The following is a 16,171-nucleotide window of genomic DNA, read 5'->3' as shown; positions in this document are numbered from 1 at the left end:
AGCCGGCGGCCTGGGCGGCCGTTCACGGTGGTCTCCGGGTCGTGGCGTCGCGTGGCTATTCCGCGTAGGGCTGGTCGGTTCCCTGGGCGCTGTAGCCGAGGCTCCAGATGTAGCCCTCGGGGTCGGCGAAGGTGCCGCCGTAGCCGCCCCAGGGGAGGGCGCCCGCGGGCTTGAGGACCTTGGCGCCGGCCTTCGCCGCCTCCGCCATGATCTCGTCGACCCGGGTCTCGCTGCGGACGACGTAGGTCAGGACCAGTCCGCTGAAGCCGCTGCCCTCCTGGTCCGTGCCCACCTGGCCGGCCAGGCCTTCGCGGCTGTAGAAGCCGACGGGCGAGGCGCCGTCGGATTCGAAGAACACCGAGATGCCGAAGTCGTTCTGGACCTTCCAGCCGAGGCCCTCGGTGTAGAAGCGCTTGGCCCGGTCCATGTCGCGGACGCCGAGGAGGATCGAGCTGACGTGTGCCTTCATGGTTTTTGCTCCTTGTGAGGGGGGTGGGTGGAGGTGGGCGGGTGGGGGTGGGTGGGCTTAGGCCGCTTCCCAGGTGAAGCCGTCCGGGTCGGTGAAGGCGGCGGTGGTGGTGCCGAGGACGACTCGGTGGGAGCCCGTGCCGTCGACGGGGACGCCGAGGTCCTTGGCCAGGGCGCGGCGCTTGTAGAGGGCCAGCTTGACGGGGGTGGAGGTGCCGGCGGCGAACTCGGTGTACTTGCCGCCGAAGCTCTTGGCGACGGTCAGGCCGCGCTCGACGTAGAACTGCCTGGTGGCCTTCACGGCCTCGACGCCGAGCAGCAGGACGATCTCGTCGACCTGGCGGGTGTCGGGGCCGGTGTCCTTCTTCGCCCCGGTCGCGATCTTCCAGATCGTCCCGTCCGGGGCCTGCACCACTCCGCTGTAGCCCCACAGCGACTTGGCGGTGGGCTTGAGGACCGTGGCGCCGGCGTCGACCGCCGCGGCGAAGAAGCCGTCGACGGTGGCGGGGCCGGAGACCGTGATGCCGAGCGTGAAGCCGCGGAAGCCGGTGGTGGGGGTGTCGGACGCCCGGAGGGTGACGTACGCGTCCACGCCGAAGGCGGTGTAGAAGCGGCGGGCGGCCTCGGTGTCGGCCACTTCGAGGGTGACGGAGGCGAGGGCGGTGGGGGCGGTGGTGGGAGCGGTGTTTGCCATGACCATCACGCTAGGGGGTGGGGGGCGGCCGGGGCTTCTCGAATCCTGACCGGTCCGGGCGTCAGGCTCTGACCAGGCAGAAGGGGTGGCCGGCCGGGTCGGTGAGGACCCTCCATCGGGTGGGGTTCGGCTGGTGGTCGGGTTTGGCCGCGCCCAGGGCCAGGAGCTGGGTCTCGGCTGCGTCCAGGTCGTCGACCGCGAAGTCGGGATGGGACTGCTGGGGGACGGTCCGGCCGGGCCAGTCGGGTGCCCGGTGGTCGTCTACCCGCTGGAAGCCGAGGAAGAGTCCGTGCTCGCCGGTGAGGCCGGCGAAGTCGGCGTCGGACGCGGGGTGGGGTTCGAGGCCGGTCGCCTGCTGGTAGAACGCGGCCAGGGCCTGCGGATCGGGGCAGTCGAGGGTTATCGCGCACAGTCTCATCCGCAGGGGCGGCACGGCAGCTCCGGGGTGGGGGCGGGTGGTGGGTGCGAGGGTTTTGGCCGCGGCCCTTTTGCGGGGGACGCCGTCGACCGTCAGGCAGATGCCGTAGACGCGGGCGTGGGTGGTCCAGCCGTTGACGCGGCCGCGGTTGTTGCTGATCTGGACCCGCTTGCGGGCGGCGTCCACGGACGACACCAGGTGCAGGTAGACCGTCCCGGCGACGCGGGCGAGGACGATGTCCCCGGCCTCCAGCTTCGACGGGTCGACCGGAGCGACGACCACCTGCTGCCGGCTGCGTATGAGCGGAACCATGGAAGTGCCGCTGGGCCGGAACGTCACGGTGGCCCCGGCGGCGACCTCGGCGGCCACTGCGTCCAATACACCCATGCGGTGATCGTGGCAGATCCGGCCGGGTCGCCCCACCGGTTTCCCCGCGTGGATCCCCGTGGAGCCCGAACGGCCCGTGGGGGCGTTGTAGGTTGCGGCAGTGGATGGACATGAGGATGTGACCCGGGCGGGCTACGACGGGGTCGTCGAGCTGTACGCCTCGCTGTTCGCCGACCGGCTGGAGACGCGGCCGTTCGCGCGGGCCATGGTGGAGGCCTTCGCCAGGCTGGTGCGGGAGGCGGGGAACCTGCGGGTGGCCGATGTCGGGTGCGGGCCCGGGCATCTGACCGGGTTGCTGGGCGAGTTGGGGCTGGACGCCTTCGGGGTCGACCTTTCGCCGGGGATGGTGGAGCACGCCCGGCGGGCGCAGCCGGGGCTGCGGTTCGAGGAGGCGCGGATGGAGGCCCTGCCGGTGGAGGACGGGGTGCTCGGCGGGGTGCTGGCGCATCACTCGGTGATCCACACCCCGCCCGGGGAGCTGCCCGGGCTGCTCGCCGAGCAGGTGCGGGTGCTGGCGCCGGGGGGTCTGCTGCTGGTGTCGTTCTCCGTGGCGGAGGGGACGGAGCCGGTCCGGTTCGACCACAAGGTGGCTCCCGCCTACAGCTGGCCGGTGGAGCGGTTCGCGGAGGTGCTGGCCGGGGCCGGGTTCGAGGTGGTGGCCCGGTTGGTGCACGGGCCGGCTTCCGAGCGGGGTTTTCTGGAGGGCCATCTGGTGGCCCGGGTCGTCAGGTGACGTCCCAGCGGGTGACCTCGCCGCTCTCCTGGGCGACGTAGAGGGTGCCGTCGGGGGCGAAGGCGAGGCCGTGGGGTTCGCAGGCGGGGGTGGGGAGGTCGTGCTCCGTGACGGTGCCGTCCGGGGTGACGCGGCCGATGCGGCCCGTGGCCCAGGCCGTGTACCAGCAGGAGCCGTCGGGGGCGACCGCCACGGCGTGCGGGCGGCACGCGGGGTCCGGCAGGGGGTGTTCGGTGATGCCCTCGGGGGTCAGGCGGCCGATGCGGCCGGTGCCGATCTCGGCGAACCAGAGGGTGCCGTCCGGGGCCGCGGCGAGGCCGACGGGGGCGGCGCCCGGGGTGGGCAGCGGGTGGAGGGTGGTCTCGCCGGTGGCGGTGATCCGGGCGAGGGAGTCGCCCTGGTTGAGGGTGCACCACAGGGCGCCGTCGGGGGCGGTGGTGACGAAGGACGGGAAGGAGCTCTCGGGGAGGGCGTGTTCGGTGAGTTCACCGGCCGGGGTGAGGCGGGTGACGGTCGCGGTGTGCAGGGTGGTGAACCAGACGGCGCCGTCCGGGCCGGTGGTGATGCCGTACGGGCCCGGGGCGGAGCCGGGTACGGGGTGGGAGCGGGCTTCGCCGGCGGGGGTGATGCGGCCGATGCGGTGGTCGCGGTTGCGGGTGAACCACAGGGCGCCGTCGGGGCCGGCGGTGATGAGGGTCGGGCCGCAGTCGGGGGAGTCGAGGGGGAACTCGTCGGTGCGGCCGTCGGGGGTGAGGCGGGCGATGCGGCCCGCGTGGACCAGGGTGCACCAGATGGCGCCGTCGGGGCCGGTGGTGAGGGCGTAGGGGCCGGCGCCGGGGGTGGGGAGGGCGTACGTGTGGATCAGGCGGGGCGGGTGGGTCAGGGTCAAGGGGTGGGCCTTTCGGTGGCGGGTGGGGAGGGTCAGGCCGCGGCCGCGGCGGGGGCGGCTGCGCGGAGGGGGAGGCGGTCGCCCTGCCAGCGGGCGCACAGGCGGCGGTCGTGGCTGACGACGACCACGGCGCCGGGGAAGGAGGCGAGGGCCTCGTCGAGTTCCTCGGCCAGGGCGGGCGAGAGGTGGTTGGTGGGCTCGTCCAGGAGCAGGACGTCGGCCGGCTCGGTGACCAGCCGGGCCAGGGCGAGCCGTTGGCGCTGGCCGGCGGAGAGGGTGCCGACCGGGGTGGTGAGCTGTCCGGGGGCGAACAGGCCGAGCGACAGCAGCTGTTCGGTGTGTTCCTCGGGCGTGCCGGGGCGGCCCGCGGCGAAGGCAGCGAGGAGCGGGAGGCGGGCCGGTCCCGGCTGGGTGTGCTGGGTCAGCAGTCCGGTCCGGGCACGGCGCAGGACGTGGCCCCGGTCGGGGGTGACGGTGCCGGCGAGGACGCCGAGCAGGGTGCTCTTGCCGGCGCCGTTCGGGCCGGTGATCAGGAGCCGGCCGCCGGGCGGGAGGGTGAGGTCCACCGGTGCCAGACGGTCCGTCACACCGACGCCTTCTGCCGTGAGGGCCGGGCCGCGCGAGGCCGGGGTGCCCGCGGTGCGCGGGACGGCGGTGAAGCGGAGCGGCTCGGGCGGGGCGGGGACGGGGCGGGCCAGCAGGCGGGCGAGGCGTTCCTCGGCGTTGCGGACCCTGCTCGCGAGGGACTGCTGAACCCGGCCGGCGGCGCGGTCGTAGGCCATCTTGTTGCCGTCCTTCATGGCCCGGCCGGGGGCGACCCTGCGGGCGGTGACGGCGGCGGACTCGCGCAGCCGGTCCGTCTCCTCGCGCCAGGCGGTGTGGGCCTGGGTGCGGCGCTGCCGTTCGGCGGCGCGGCCGGCGAGGTAGCCGGTGTAGCCGTTGCCGTAGCGGACCGTGCGGTGCAGGTCGCCGTCGACTTCCAGGAGGGCGGTGGTGACGCGTTCGAGGAACTGCCGGTCGTGGGAGACGGCGACGGTGATGCCGCGGCGGGCGCGGAGGTGGTCCTCCAGCCAGGTGAGGGCCGTGTGGTCGAGGTGGTTCGTGGGTTCGTCGAGGAGGAGGACCTCGGGGGCGGAGGCCAGCAGGGCGGCGAGGCGCAGGCGGACCTGTTCGCCGCCGGAGAGGTCGCCGGCGGTGCGGTCGCGGGGCAGTCCGAGCAGTCCGAGGCCGTGCAGGGCGCGTTCGGTGCGGGCGTCGGCGTCGTAGCCGCCGCGCAGTTCGAAGGCGGTGAGGAGGTCGGCGTAGGCGGTGAGGGTCTCGTCCGTGGTGTCGCCGTCGGCCATGCGGGCCTCCAGGCGGCGCATGCGGTCCTCCATGGCGTGGAGTTCGGCGAGGGAGCGGTCGATGACCTGCTGGACGGTGAGGTGGGCGGGGAGGTGTTCTTCCTGGGCGAGGTAGCCGGTGCCGCCGTCGGCGCGGACGGTGACGGTGCCGCTGTCGGGGCGTTCGGCTCCGGCGAGCAGCCGCAGGAGGGTCGACTTGCCGGATCCGTTCTCGCCGACGATGCCGAGACGGGTTCCGTCGGTGGCGGAGCAGTCGACGGAGTCGAGGACGGTGCGGCCGGCGTAGGACTTGGTGAGGTCAGTCGCGGTGAGCTGTGCGGTCATGGAGCGGCTCCGGGGGTCGGGGGGCGGTGGGGTGGGAGGGGGTGGTGTGGTTGCGGGTGAGGATCATTGAGGGCTCCTTATAGCGACGGATGTTGCTTTAAGATCGTTCCATGGATGCTGCTGAGCACGCAAGCGAGGGTTCCGGCCATGTCGATCATGTGGATTCGGCCATGCCGCGGCGTCGGACGGGCGGGCGGAGCGCCCGGGTCCGGGCCCAGGTGCTGGCGGCGGTGGGCGAGCTGCTGATGGCGGGCGGGTACGACGGGCTGACGGTCGACACGGTCGCCGAGCGGGCCGGCGTGCACCGCACGACCGTCTACCGGCGCTGGCGCGACGTCGGCGGGCTGCTGGCCGACGTACTCGACGCCGCGGCCGACGACACGTGGAGCCCGCCCGACACCGGGTCGCTGGAGGGCGACCTCACCGCGCTCAACCAGGAGGTCTACGAGGCCCTGGCGGGCGGCGGGCCCAGCCTGACCACGGCGCTGATCGCGGCGGGCTTCCGCTCGGCCGAGGCGGCCGGGGCCCTGGCCCGTTTCTGGGAGGACCGGTACGCGCGCTGCGCGGTGGTCGTCGACCGGGCCGCCGGGCGGGGCGAGCTGCCGGGCCCGGCCGACGCCCGCGCGCTGCTGGTCGCGGCGACCGCCCCGCTCTACCACGAGCTGCTGCTCCTGCGGGCGGCCCCGGACCCGGCCCTCCCCCGCCGGGCCGCCGCCGGTGCCGCGGTGGCGGGGCGGGCGGGGGTCTACGGGGTCCCGGGGGCGTCGTAGGGGGCGCCTTGCGGATCAGGCCGGGGCGAAGGCGTCGGGGTGTGCGGCGGCGAGGAGTCCGTGGCCTCGCTCCAGGAGACGGGCGAAGGCGGCGGGGTCGCTGATGGCCATGGTGTGCGGGCCGCGGACGTGGAACAGCCGGGCGGATCCGCCGCCGGCGCGGACGGCTGCGAGGAACTGCCGTTCCTGGGCCCGGAAGAGGGGGTCGCCGAGGCCGTTGACGAACAGGACGGGCAGCCGGCAGCGGCCGGCGACGTCGAGGCAGTCGCGCCGGGTGAGGTCTTCGACGACTTCGGCGAAGGCGTGCACGGCGAGTCCGCCGCCGGTGACGGCCTCGTAGCTCTCGGCGGGCAGCCGGAGCCTGAGCGCCCGGTCGCCGAGGCGGGCGGCGCGGGCCGGGCCGAGTGCCCCGAGGGCGCGGGCGGCCGCGCGGTAGATCCGGCCGGTGGGCCCGTCGGGCCGGGCGGTCGACCCCTGGACGAGGACGGCGGCCGCGGTGGCGGGGTGTGCCGCCGCGCCGTAGGCGAGGGCGACGTATCCGCCGAGGGAGGTGCCGGCCACCAGGGGGCGGCGGCCGGTGGCGAGGGCGGCTTCCTCCACGGCGAGGCCGACCCGCTCGACCGCCTCCTCCAGGCTGAAGGGGCGGTCGCGGAGGGTTCCGTGTCCGGGCAGGTCGGGTGCGGTGATCCGGAAGCGGGGGGCCAGCCGACGGGCGTGGGGGTCCCACATCCGGGCGGAGAGCCGGATCCCGTGGACGAGGACCAGCGGAGCGCCCTCGGGTGTTCCGGCGGTCCAGATGCCCGGACGGCCCGGGGCGGGGCCGAGTCCCGTGGCCGAGGCCGTGGCCGTGGCCGGGACCGAGGCCGAGGCCGAGACCAGGGCCGGGACCGAGGCCGAGACCAGGGCCGAAGCCGTGGCCGGAGCCGGAGCCGTGGCCGGAGCCGGAGCCGGAGCCGGGACCGTGGCCGGGGCCGAAGCCGGGGCCGGGGCCGGGGCCGGGGCCGAAGCCGAAGCCGAAGCCGGGGCCGAAGCCGGGGCCGGGGCCGGGGCCGAAGCCGGGGCCGGGGCCGGGGCCGAAGCCGAAGCCGAAGCCGAAGCCGAAGCCGGGGCCGAAGCCGGGGCCGGGGCCGGGGCCGAAGCCGGGGCCGGGGCCGGGGCCGGGGCCGGGGCCGAAGCCGAAGCCGAAGCCGGGGCCGGGGCCGGGGCCGAAGCCGAAGCCGAAGCCGAAGCCGGGGCCGGGGCCGGGGCCGGGGCCGGGGACGGTGGGTGGTTTGTGGTCATGTTTCCCCCTGGCGGGTGTGGCGCCGGCGGCGGGTGGGAGCGCCTTGGGGCGCGACGCAACGGTGCGTTGCGTTGCATGGTAGGGACGGGGATGCGGGGAATGCAACACCACGTTGCGTTGCGTTAGGCTGGCCGTCCCAGTCGTACGGAAGGGAGCAGCGGTGACGCGGAAGCAGGACGGGGCGGGCGGCGGCGGGCCGCGGCGGAAGGCCGAGATCTTCGCGGCGACGCTCGACATGCTGGGCGGTCTGGGCTTCGACTCCCTCACCATCGAGGGCGTGGCCCAGCGTTCCGGGGTCAACAAGACGACCATCTACCGGTGGTGGTCGTCCAAGTCGGAGCTGCTGCGCGACGCGCTGCTGCACTCGGACGTCTTCCGGTTCGAGCCGGCCGACACCGGCAGCCTGCGCGGGGACCTCACGGCGCTGGCCGAGGAGGTGCAGCGGCTGCTGGACGACGAGCACCGGCGGACGATCGTCGAGGCCGCGCTGGTCGGGGCGGTGCGCCACCAGGCGATGCGGGACCTCGTGGTCTCCTTCCTCGACGACCGCTTCGGCCGCCACCAGCCGGTGTTCGCGCGCGCGGTGGCCCGGGGCGAGCTGCCGCCCGACGCCGATGCGGCGCCGCTGGTGGACGCCATGGCGGGCGCGCTGTGGATGCGGATCCTGGTGCGGCGGGAAGCGGCCGGCGACACGTACACGCGCGACCTCGTCGGCATCCTGATGGACGGGGTCGCCGCGGCCGGCCGGTGACCCCGCCCCCCTCCCCGGTCGCGCGGAGGGCTTTCTCGCCGCCCCTCGGCGGGGACGTCCCCCCGCAGGGTCTCGCCGCCCACCGGGACGGGCAGGTGCGCGCGGTGCGGCGCGGCGCGGGAGGTGGTGCGGCGGCCCGTCAGGCGGGCGGGCAGCGGAGGGTGTTGGCCGTGACGGGGGCGCCGTCGGCCTTGTTGCGGTCCCAGGTCACCGTCCTGACCTCGACCGGGGTGGTGCCGACGGTGACCTCGAAGGTGTTGTCGTGGCCGGGGACCGGGTTCAGGCGGGCGCCGGGGAGGGCTGCCGCGAGGGTGGCCGCGTCCTCCCGCAGGGCGGGGGCGTACGTGATGACGGGCGGGCCCGCGGGGCGTTCGGCGGGTGCGGGCCCGGCGGTCGCCCGGAAGCCGCCGCGGGTGAGGGCCCCGGCGACGGCGGGGTCGTCCACGCGGAGGGCGATGCCGGCCGGGTTGGTGTCGACGGGGGTTTCGGGGACGGGCTGGATGCGGGGGTCGCCGGTGATGGGGCGGTCGTCGGCGAGGGCGTCCCAGAGGGCGGCGGCGCGGGCCTCGTGCCAGACCAGGGTGGAGCCGACGCCGGGGACGCGGTGGTCGAAGAGCCGGATGGGGACGGTGGCGAACTCGGTGCGGTCGGCGCGGAGCCGGCCGAGGGCCCAGCCGATGCGGACGAGGTCGTGCAGGTCCGTCGCGGCGTCGGTGCGTACGGTCTTCAGGAGGGTGCGGGCGGTGCGGACCGTGCGGACGGGGCCGGAGAGGGCTCCTTCTGCGGTGAGGCGGGCCAGCAGGTTGGTGACGGTGCGCTGCTGGCGGCGGACCCGGCCGAGGTCGCCGGGGCGGGTGTTGACGTGCCGGGCGCGGACGTAGCGCAGGGTCCGGTTGCCGTCGGTGTGGTGGACTCCGGCGGTGATGTCGAGGCCGGATCCCTCGTCGTGGAGGGGTTCGTCGGTGCAGACGGTGGCGCCGCCGAGGTTGTCGATCGTCTGCTCGAAGCCGGTGAACCCGGTTTCGAGGTAGTGGTCGACGTGGAGGCCGGTGGCCTGTTCGACGGTGCGCACGGTCAGCGGGCCGCCGCCGATCGCGTACGCCCCGTTGATCTTCCCGAAGCGGGGCGGGCCGGGGAGCGGGTACTGGACGTAGGAGTCGCGGGGGATGGAGACGACGCTGGCGCGGCGTCCGTCCGCGGAGAGGTGGAGGAGCATCATCACGTCGGTGCAGTTGCAGCCCTGGCCGCCGACGTGCAGGCGGCGCTTCTCGGCGGCGGAGAGGCCGGCGCGGCTGTCGACGCCGACGACGAGGACGTTCGTGCCGCGGCTGCCGCTCCCGGCCGTGCCGCGCTCGGCGGACAGGGCCGACGCGCCCGCGGGGGCGCCCGCGGCGAGGGTGGCAAGCAGCGTGAGGGCAACGGTGAGTCGACGCAACGCGCATCCCCTGACGTGGTGAGGTGAGGTGGTGGCGGAAGCCGCGGGAGGACCGTACTGCCGTCGCGGGGGGCGGGCGGGGTTACGCGCCGTGGCGGACGCCCGGATCGCCCAGCGGGCCGGTGCCGGACCGTTCCGGTGCCGGACCGTTCCAGTGCCGTTCGAGGCGTTCTCCTTCGCGTCCTGGGAGCTTCGTTGCGCGAGGCTCCACTGGGGACGAAAGGACGACAGGAATGACCAAGTCAAGGCGCAAGTTCGGCATCGCCACCGTGGTGGCCGCGACCGCGGCCGCGATGATCACCTTCGTGGGACCGCAGGCGAGTGCGCAGGACACGGCGCGCCGCGGCTGGGAGCACTTCGGGTTCGGCGTCTCGTGGGAAGAGGACTACGGCTACTCGCAGGCCATCAAGGCCGGGGACGAGATCTACATCTCGGGTCAGCTGTCGCACGACGCGGCCGGGAACCTGGTGGGCGTCGGTGACTTCGAGAAGCAGGTCCGCACGTCGTTCGAGAACATGGACAAGGTCCTCAAGCACTACAAGGTGTCCCGCAGCCAGATCATCAGCATGAAGATCTACACCAAGGACCTGCGCAAGAACTTCGACACGGCCGCCCGGCTGCACAAGGAGTACGTGGGCAACCACCGCACGACCGACACCATCGTCGGCGTCTCCGACCTGGCGTTCGCCGACCAGCTGGTCGAGATCGAGGCCATCGTGAAGGTCAAGCCGCGCTCCTGACCGAGTGCGCGGCGTGGTGACGTGACCGCCGCGCACCCCCCTGCAGCCCGCGTCCGGGGCCAGTCTCACTGGTCCCGGACGCGGGCTGTCGTCGTGGGCCCGCCGGAGCCGGTGGCATGTTCATGCAGGGGGCACTGATCAGCGGGTTTCGGCCGTCTGGTACTTCTTCAGGCCATGAAGAAGATCACTCGCCGACAGGCTCTGGGGATCGGCACCGGGGCGTCCATCGCCCTGGGGCTGAGCGCCTGCTCGTCCTCGTCGGCCCCGGCCCCGGCGGCCGGGGCCTCAGGCGCCTCCGGGAGCCCCGGTGCATCCGGTGCCTCCGGTGCGCCCCTGTCCATACCCAAAGGCGGCATCGACGAGGTGTACGAGGGGCGCCGCATCCAGATCACGCTGGACGCCTCGGGGCACCACGGCATGCCGGTGCCGAACATCAAGATCGACGGTAAAGAGCTGCACCTGATGGGCAACGCGGACGGCAGCTGGGTCACCGTCGTCAACCACTACGAGAGCTTCCCGGACCCGGTCGCGGCCGCCCGCGCCGCCATCCGGGACCTGCAGGGCGCCGAACTCGCGCCGTTCACGCTCCCGAAGGAGGCTCCGCAGCTGTGACCGTACGCAAGAGCGTGGCCGCGCTGACTCCCGACGAGAAGCGGGCCTTCGTCAACGCGGTGCTGGAGCTGAAGCGGACCGGCATCTACGACCGGTACGTCAACGCCCACAACTACTACCTGATGAGCGACTCGGACTTCGGGCCCCGGATCGGGCACCGCACGCCGTCGTTCCTGCCCTGGCACCGGCGGTTCCTGCTGGACTTCGAGGCCTCGCTCCAGCGGGTGGACCGCAACGTGGCGCTGCCGTACTGGGACTGGACCGTCGACCGGGCGGCCAACTCCCCGCTGTGGGCCTCCGACTTCATGGGCGGCAGCAGGCGGGGCCGGGACGGCCAGGTGCTCGACGGACCGTTCGCCGCCGGGGGCGGCAAGTGGCCGGTGACGGTGGGCGTGGACCGCCGCGACTACCTGCGGCGCGTCCTGGGGTCGGGGGTGCCGCAGCTGCCGACGAGGGCCGAGGTGGACTCGGTGCTCGCGATGCCGGTGTACGACACCGCGCCCTGGAACAGCTCGTCGAGCGGGTTCCGCAACCACCTGGAGGGCTGGCGCGGGGCCAACCTGCACAACCGGGTCCACGTGTGGGTGGGCGGGCACATGGCCACCGCGGCCTCCCCCAACGACCCGGTGTTCTGGCTGCACCACGCCTTCATCGACAAGCTGTGGGCGGACTGGCAGGCCCGCAACCCCAAGGCCGGCTACCTGCCGGCGGCCCGGACGCAGAACGTGATCGACCTGCGGGGCGTACTGCCGCCGTGGAACAACGTGACTCCGGCCGACATGCTCGACCACCGCCGCTTCTACACCTTCGACAAGCCGTGACGGGCCGTCCCGCGATGCCGCCGGCGGTGCGGCTCGCGGGCAACGTGCTGGGCGCGGTCGGCCAGGTCTTGTTCGTCGTCGGGCTCTTCACCCGTTACGAGGGGTTCTGGCGCTGGCCGGTGCTGGTGCTGTCGGTCGTCTGTCTCCTCGGCTTCTACCGGGGTGCCGGCCTGGCCGTGAAGGCGATGACCTCCGGTACGCCGGACCGGACCCCCTCGGGCTGAGGGGTCCGGGGGCCGAGGGCCGACAGGCCGTCAGGCCGGGCCGGGGGTTCCGGAGGCGTCGGGGGGCCCGGCGTTCTCCAGGGTCTCGGCCAGGAGGCGCCAGGTCTCGGCGGCCAGGTCGTGGCTGGAGGCCCGGCGGGCCTCCTCGCCCAGCCTCTTGAGCAGGGCGCGGCCCTCCTCCGGGCGGCCTTCGGCGATCAGGAGCAGGCCGTCGAGGGTCTCCAGCCGGATCCGGTCGCGGAAGGCCAGGACGAGCTGTCCGCGGTCCAGCCGGTCGTGGGCCGCGCGGGCGTCCTCGTACCGGCCCTCCTCGAACGCGAGGTGGGCCCGCAGCGCGAGCAGTTCCTGCTGCTGCACGGGTGTGCCGACGAGGGAGAGCGCCGCCCCGGCCTGCGCCAGGCATGCGCCGGCCCGCTCGGTGAGGGCGGGCCGGGACCGCAGGTACAGGGAGGCGGCGGCCAGCCGCAGCCGCGCCCACAGCACGGGGTCGACGCGGCTGTCCAGGGCCTCCAGGGCCTGGTCGAGGTAGGCGTGGGCGGCCTCGTCGTCGCCCTGGCGGGAGCTCACGGTGGCCGCCGACCAGAGCGCCTCGGCCCGCAGCGCGTCGGAGCGGCCGGCCACGAGCGCGACCAGTTCCTCCGCGTGCGCGCGGGCTTCGGGCAGCCGTCCGGCCTCGGCCTCGGCGGAGACCAGCGCCAGCAGGGCGGTCCCGGTGTCGGGGACGCCGAGTCCGGCCTCCCGGGCCGTCCGGTGGGCGCCGACGGCCAGTTCGAGGGCGCGGGCGACCTCGCCGCCGGCGCGCAGGCAGCGGGCGAGCCGGGTCCTGGAGCGGCATTGCAGTGCGGGGAGGCCGAGGGCGTCCGCGATCCCGGTCATCTCCTCCAGGTCCGCCCGTTCCCCGGCCCGGTCGCCGCTCCGGTGGCGGTGGCGGGCGATCAGCCACAGGGCCTGCCAGCGCAGCAGCGGTGCCTCGTCCGGGCAGGCGGCGAGGGCGGCGGTGAGGTCCGCGAGGGCCTCGTCCTCGTCGCCGTCGTCGCAGGAGGCGGCGATGGTCAGGCTCCGCGCCAGCGGGCTGCCGGCGGCCGGCGGGGCCTCGAAGGCCCGGCGGTCGACCCCGAGCTGCCGGGCGAGGTGGGCGATGACCCGCTCGGTGGGCTGCCGCGCGCCGGACTCCAGGCGCGACAGGTAGCCCGTGGAGATCTCCCCGCCGGCCAGGGCGGTCTGGGAGAGGCCCCGTTGCAGCCTCAGGGCCTTCAGGCGCGATCCGAAGGACGGCTCGTCTGTCATAGGGGTGGGTCCCGCAATCGGTTCTCGTAAGCGTTCCCCGGGGGGGTGGGGGAATTGGGCCGTCGGCGCGCCCGGCGCTGTGCGGGCAGCCTATCCGGCGGTGCCGACCGTTGGCAAATATTTGACAACTTGTGTTGCCAGGGGTCTGCTGTGCCCCATGGTCAAGATGCATGCTGACGAAGTCGATGTGGACGAGGACCTGGTACGCGCGCTGCTGCGCGCGCAGTTCCCGCGGTACGCCGGGCTGCCGGTGCGGCGCCTGGAGTCCGGCGGGACGGTGAACGCGATCTTCCGGGTGGGGGCCGGGGTGAGCGTGCGGCTCCCGCTGACCGCGGGCGGCACCGGGACGGTGGACCGGGAGGCCCACTGGCTGCCGAGGCTGGCCCCGCTGCTGCCCGCGCCCGTACCGGCGGTGGTGGGGACGGGCGAGCCGGGCGGGGGCTTCCCCTGGCGGTGGGCGGTCCACGAGTGGATCGAGGGCGAGGTGCCGGTCGAGGGGCGGGTGGGCGGCGCCACCGCCGAGGCGCTGGCCTGCGATCTCGCCGCGTTCGTCACGGCCCTGCGCGGGGTCGGCCTGGACGGCGGGCCGCCGGCACACCGGCGCGCCCCGCTGGCGGACGAGGACGCGGAGACCCGGGCGGCGATCGAGGCGCTGCGGCGCACGGACGAGCCCTTCGACGCGGACGCGGCCCTGGCCGCCTGGGAGGAGGCCCTGGCCGCCCCGGCGTGGGAGGGGCCGGCGTGCTGGTCGCATTCCGACCTGATGCCGAGCAACCTGCTGACGTCCGGGGGCCGGCTGGCGGCGGTGCTCGACTTCGGGACCGTGGGGCTCGGGGAGCCGGCCGTCGACCTGATCCCGGCGTGGAACCTGCTGCCGGCCCCGGCGCGGCGGGTGTTCCGCGAGCGGGTGGGCGCGGACGGGGCCTCCTGGGCGCGGGGCCGGGGGTGGGCGCTGTCGATGGCGGTGATCCAGCTGCCGTACTACCGGCGCACCAATGCGGTGATCTCCGCGAACGCCCGCCACGTGATCCGTGAGGTGCTGGCGGATGCGGCGCGTCGGTGACTGCCGCCTGCCCCGGCCTGCCCCTCCCGATGTTGCCAAGCTTGGCAAGTTTTGTGTCTGACGGTGCTGGCCGACCAGTGTGACGGCTGAGCCGTGCCGTGCCGCTGCGCGGGGCCGGGGTACGGGTACCGCTGCGCTGGGTGCGGGTGCCGCTGCGCGGGGCGAGGTCCCCTACCCGCCCTTCCACCGTTCCCCGGGCTGCGCCCGGACCCCTTCTGGGGGCTCCGCCCCCAGACCCCCGCGCCTCAAACGCCGGCGGGGCTGGAATGTGCCGGCCCGGGGTGTGAAGGGGCCCGCGCCCCCGGGCGGGGGTGCGGGCCTCTTCTCGGGTGACGGGCCTCGGGGGTGGGGTCCGTCAGGCTGCGGCGGGTTCGGTCGTGGTCGGTTCGGCCGGGGCGGGCTTCTTCTGGTCCCGCATGACCAGGACGGCGAGGACCGCGGCGGCGAGGATGGCGGCGGCGCTGATGGTGAAGGTCGTCGACATCGAGGTGGTGAAGGCCTCGCGGGCCGTGCGCACCAGGCCCTGGTCCCCGCCGGCGACGGCCAGGGCTCCGGCGATGGAGTGCTTGGCCTCCTCGGACGATCCGGCGGGCATCTCGGCGGCGAACCCGGAGGCGAGCAGGGAGCCGAGGATCGCGATGCCGAGGGCGCTGCCGGCCTGCCCGATGGTGTCGTTGAGGGCCGAGCCGACGCCCGCCTTCTCCTCGGGGATGGTGGCCATCAGGGCGCCGACGGCGGCCGGCATGGCCGCACCCGCGCCGAGGCCGAGCAGGCCCAGGGCGACCGCCGGGACGGTGAAGCCGCTGTCGGGAGTGGCGGTGGTGAGGAGGGCGAAGGAGGCGGCCATCACGATCATGCCGGTGACGATCAGGGGGCGGTTGCCGACCTTGGAGGCGAGGCCGGCGCCCACTCCGTTGCCGACGAGGGCGGCGACGGCGAGGGGGACGAAGGCCAGACCGGCCTTGAGGGGCGAGTAGCCGAGGACGAACTGCAGGTACTGGGTCAGGACCAGCAGCAGGCCGCCGTTGCCGATCTGGACGAGGGTCAGGGAGAGCGAACCGCCGCTGAAGTTGCGGTTCTTGAAGAGGACCAGCGGGACCATCGGGGAGGGGGTGACGTTCTCCCAGATCACGAAGCCGGCGAGGCAGGCCAGGGCGACGACCAGGGTGAGCGAGGAGCGGCCCTCGAAGGCGCCGTGCTTGGGGATCTCGATGATCCACCAGACCAGGGCGGTCATGCCGACGGCGGAGAGGACAGCGCCCAGCGGGTCGGGCTTCTGCCAGGGGCCCTTGGACTCGGGCATCAGGGTGAGGGCGGCGATCACGGCGAGGACGACGACCGGGACGTTGATGAAGAAGATCGACTGCCAGGAGAAGTGGTCGATCAGGACGCCGCCGAGGACCGGGCTGCCCACCAGGCCGAGCATGGAGACCGAGCCCCAGGCCGCCATCGCCTTGGGCCGCTCGTCCTCGTCGAAGACGGTGATGAGGATGGAGAGGGTGGACGGCATGATGAGCGCGCCGCCGACGCCCATCGCGACGCGTACGGCGATCACCTCGCCGGGGCTGGAGCAGTAGGTCGCGGCCAGGGAGGCCGCACCGAAGAGGACCAGGCCGATCAGCATGATCAGGCGGCGGCCGAAGCGGTCGCCGAGGCTGCCGGAGGTGAGCAGGAGTCCGGCGAAGACCAGGATGTAGGAGTCCAGGATCCACTGGGTGTCCTGCGCGCTCGCGCCGAGGTCCGTGGTCAGGGACGGCACCGCGACCGTCAGGGCCATGGAGTCGACGACCAGGACCAGTGAGCTCAGGCACAGCACGATCAGGATCCACCAGCGGCGGGGGTTCCTGCTTTCCATGGGTCTTTCCCTTTCGTTCTTCGTCGGTGCGTCCCGTTGATGAGGCCCACTCGGCGCGTACACCGTTCAGTGCTG

Annotated in this window: 17 protein-coding genes; 8 read left to right on the top strand and 9 right to left on the bottom strand. The window is 74.4% G+C overall.

Annotated features, from left to right (window positions below):
- Positions 1-55: 55 nt before the first annotated feature.
- From AC07A6_RS04885 to AC07A6_RS04875, 3 genes are read right to left on the bottom strand one after another with little or no spacing between them, the layout of a single operon-like run.
- Positions 56-469: a VOC family protein gene (locus AC07A6_RS04885; protein ID WP_007269182.1), complete on the bottom strand. Its 414-nt coding sequence runs from the start codon at positions 467-469 to the stop codon at positions 56-58.
- 57 nt (positions 470-526) lie between these two features.
- Positions 527-1,168 carry a glyoxalase gene (locus AC07A6_RS04880; protein WP_478776089.1) on the bottom strand — a complete coding sequence of 214 codons (642 nt, stop codon included), beginning with the start codon at positions 1,166-1,168 and terminating at the stop codon, positions 527-529.
- 55 nt (positions 1,169-1,223) lie between these two features.
- A complete protein-coding gene (locus tag AC07A6_RS04875; RefSeq protein WP_478776116.1) occupies positions 1,224-1,580 on the bottom strand; it encodes a VOC family protein in 357 nt (118 codons plus the stop codon).
- 487 nt (positions 1,581-2,067) lie between these two features.
- Between AC07A6_RS04875 and AC07A6_RS04870 the strand changes: the two genes are divergently transcribed.
- Complete coding sequence (locus AC07A6_RS04870; RefSeq protein WP_478776088.1) at positions 2,068-2,700, top strand: class I SAM-dependent methyltransferase; 633 nt, start codon at positions 2,068-2,070, stop codon at positions 2,698-2,700.
- Here AC07A6_RS04870 and AC07A6_RS04865 read toward each other — a convergent pair.
- Both AC07A6_RS04865 and abc-f read right to left on the bottom strand, forming a co-directional pair.
- Positions 2,693-3,589 (bottom strand): Vgb family protein, encoded by an 897-nt coding sequence (locus AC07A6_RS04865; RefSeq protein ID WP_478776087.1) that lies wholly within the window; start codon positions 3,587-3,589, stop codon positions 2,693-2,695. The two genes, AC07A6_RS04870 and AC07A6_RS04865, sit on opposite strands and share 8 nt — an antisense overlap.
- Before the next feature lie 32 nt (positions 3,590-3,621).
- Positions 3,622-5,256: a ribosomal protection-like ABC-F family protein gene (gene abc-f, locus AC07A6_RS04860; RefSeq protein ID WP_478776086.1), complete on the bottom strand. Its 1,635-nt coding sequence runs from the start codon at positions 5,254-5,256 to the stop codon at positions 3,622-3,624.
- A gap of 170 nt (positions 5,257-5,426) precedes the next feature.
- Here abc-f and AC07A6_RS04855 point away from each other — a divergent pair, with 170 nt between their 5' ends.
- Positions 5,427-6,026, top strand: a complete 600-nt coding sequence (locus AC07A6_RS04855) for a TetR/AcrR family transcriptional regulator (RefSeq protein ID WP_478776085.1) — start codon at positions 5,427-5,429, stop codon at positions 6,024-6,026.
- A gap of 15 nt (positions 6,027-6,041) precedes the next feature.
- Here AC07A6_RS04855 and AC07A6_RS04850 read toward each other — a convergent pair whose 3' ends face one another.
- Positions 6,042-7,307 carry an alpha/beta fold hydrolase gene (locus AC07A6_RS04850; RefSeq protein ID WP_478776084.1) on the bottom strand — a complete coding sequence of 422 codons (1,266 nt, stop codon included), beginning with the start codon at positions 7,305-7,307 and terminating at the stop codon, positions 6,042-6,044.
- Positions 7,308-7,468: 161 nt separating this feature from the next.
- Between AC07A6_RS04850 and AC07A6_RS04845 the strand changes: the two genes are divergently transcribed.
- Positions 7,469-8,059 carry a TetR/AcrR family transcriptional regulator gene (locus AC07A6_RS04845; RefSeq protein ID WP_362472826.1) on the top strand — a complete coding sequence of 197 codons (591 nt, stop codon included), beginning with the start codon at positions 7,469-7,471 and terminating at the stop codon, positions 8,057-8,059.
- Between the two features lie 139 nt (positions 8,060-8,198).
- Here AC07A6_RS04845 and AC07A6_RS04840 read toward each other — a convergent pair whose 3' ends face one another.
- Positions 8,199-9,494 carry an LCP family protein gene (locus AC07A6_RS04840; RefSeq protein WP_478776083.1) on the bottom strand — a complete coding sequence of 432 codons (1,296 nt, stop codon included), beginning with the start codon at positions 9,492-9,494 and terminating at the stop codon, positions 8,199-8,201.
- Between the two features lie 233 nt (positions 9,495-9,727).
- Between AC07A6_RS04840 and AC07A6_RS04835 the strand changes: the two genes are divergently transcribed.
- The 4 genes from AC07A6_RS04835 (at position 9,728) to AC07A6_RS04820 (ending at position 11,891) form a co-directional block, all read left to right on the top strand.
- On the top strand, positions 9,728-10,234 hold the full coding sequence (locus tag AC07A6_RS04835) for a RidA family protein (RefSeq protein WP_128637686.1): 507 nt from the start codon (positions 9,728-9,730) through the stop codon (positions 10,232-10,234).
- A 174-nt stretch (positions 10,235-10,408) separates the two neighbouring features.
- Positions 10,409-10,846, top strand: a complete 438-nt coding sequence (melC1, locus tag AC07A6_RS04830; protein ID WP_386274775.1) for an apotyrosinase chaperone MelC1 — start codon at positions 10,409-10,411, stop codon at positions 10,844-10,846.
- Positions 10,843-11,667 carry a tyrosinase MelC2 gene (gene melC2, locus AC07A6_RS04825; RefSeq protein ID WP_478776082.1) on the top strand — a complete coding sequence of 275 codons (825 nt, stop codon included), beginning with the start codon at positions 10,843-10,845 and terminating at the stop codon, positions 11,665-11,667. The genes melC1 and melC2 overlap by 4 nt, the downstream gene beginning before the upstream one ends.
- A complete protein-coding gene (locus AC07A6_RS04820; protein ID WP_362474973.1) occupies positions 11,664-11,891 on the top strand; it encodes a hypothetical protein in 228 nt (75 codons plus the stop codon). The genes melC2 and AC07A6_RS04820 overlap by 4 nt, the downstream gene beginning before the upstream one ends.
- Positions 11,892-11,921: 30 nt before the next feature.
- Here the strand turns inward: AC07A6_RS04820 and AC07A6_RS04815 are convergent, their stop codons facing one another.
- The gene (locus AC07A6_RS04815; protein WP_478776081.1) at positions 11,922-13,178 is read right to left on the bottom strand and encodes a helix-turn-helix domain-containing protein; all 1,257 of its coding nucleotides are present in this window, start codon (positions 13,176-13,178) and stop codon (positions 11,922-11,924) included.
- A gap of 166 nt (positions 13,179-13,344) precedes the next feature.
- On the opposite strand from AC07A6_RS04815, the gene AC07A6_RS04810 reads away from it, so the two are divergent.
- Positions 13,345-14,241, top strand: coding sequence for an aminoglycoside phosphotransferase family protein (locus AC07A6_RS04810; RefSeq protein WP_478776080.1), 897 nt, complete (start codon positions 13,345-13,347; stop codon positions 14,239-14,241).
- A 355-nt stretch (positions 14,242-14,596) separates the two neighbouring features.
- Here AC07A6_RS04810 and AC07A6_RS04805 read toward each other — a convergent pair whose 3' ends face one another.
- On the bottom strand, positions 14,597-16,096 hold the full coding sequence (locus AC07A6_RS04805; protein ID WP_478776079.1) for an MFS transporter: 1,500 nt from the start codon (positions 16,094-16,096) through the stop codon (positions 14,597-14,599).
- Positions 16,097-16,171 lie beyond the last annotated feature (75 nt).

The organism is Streptomyces sp. NPDC044002 (assembly GCF_056434525.1).
This window is presented reverse-complemented; position numbering and strand designations above follow the sequence as displayed.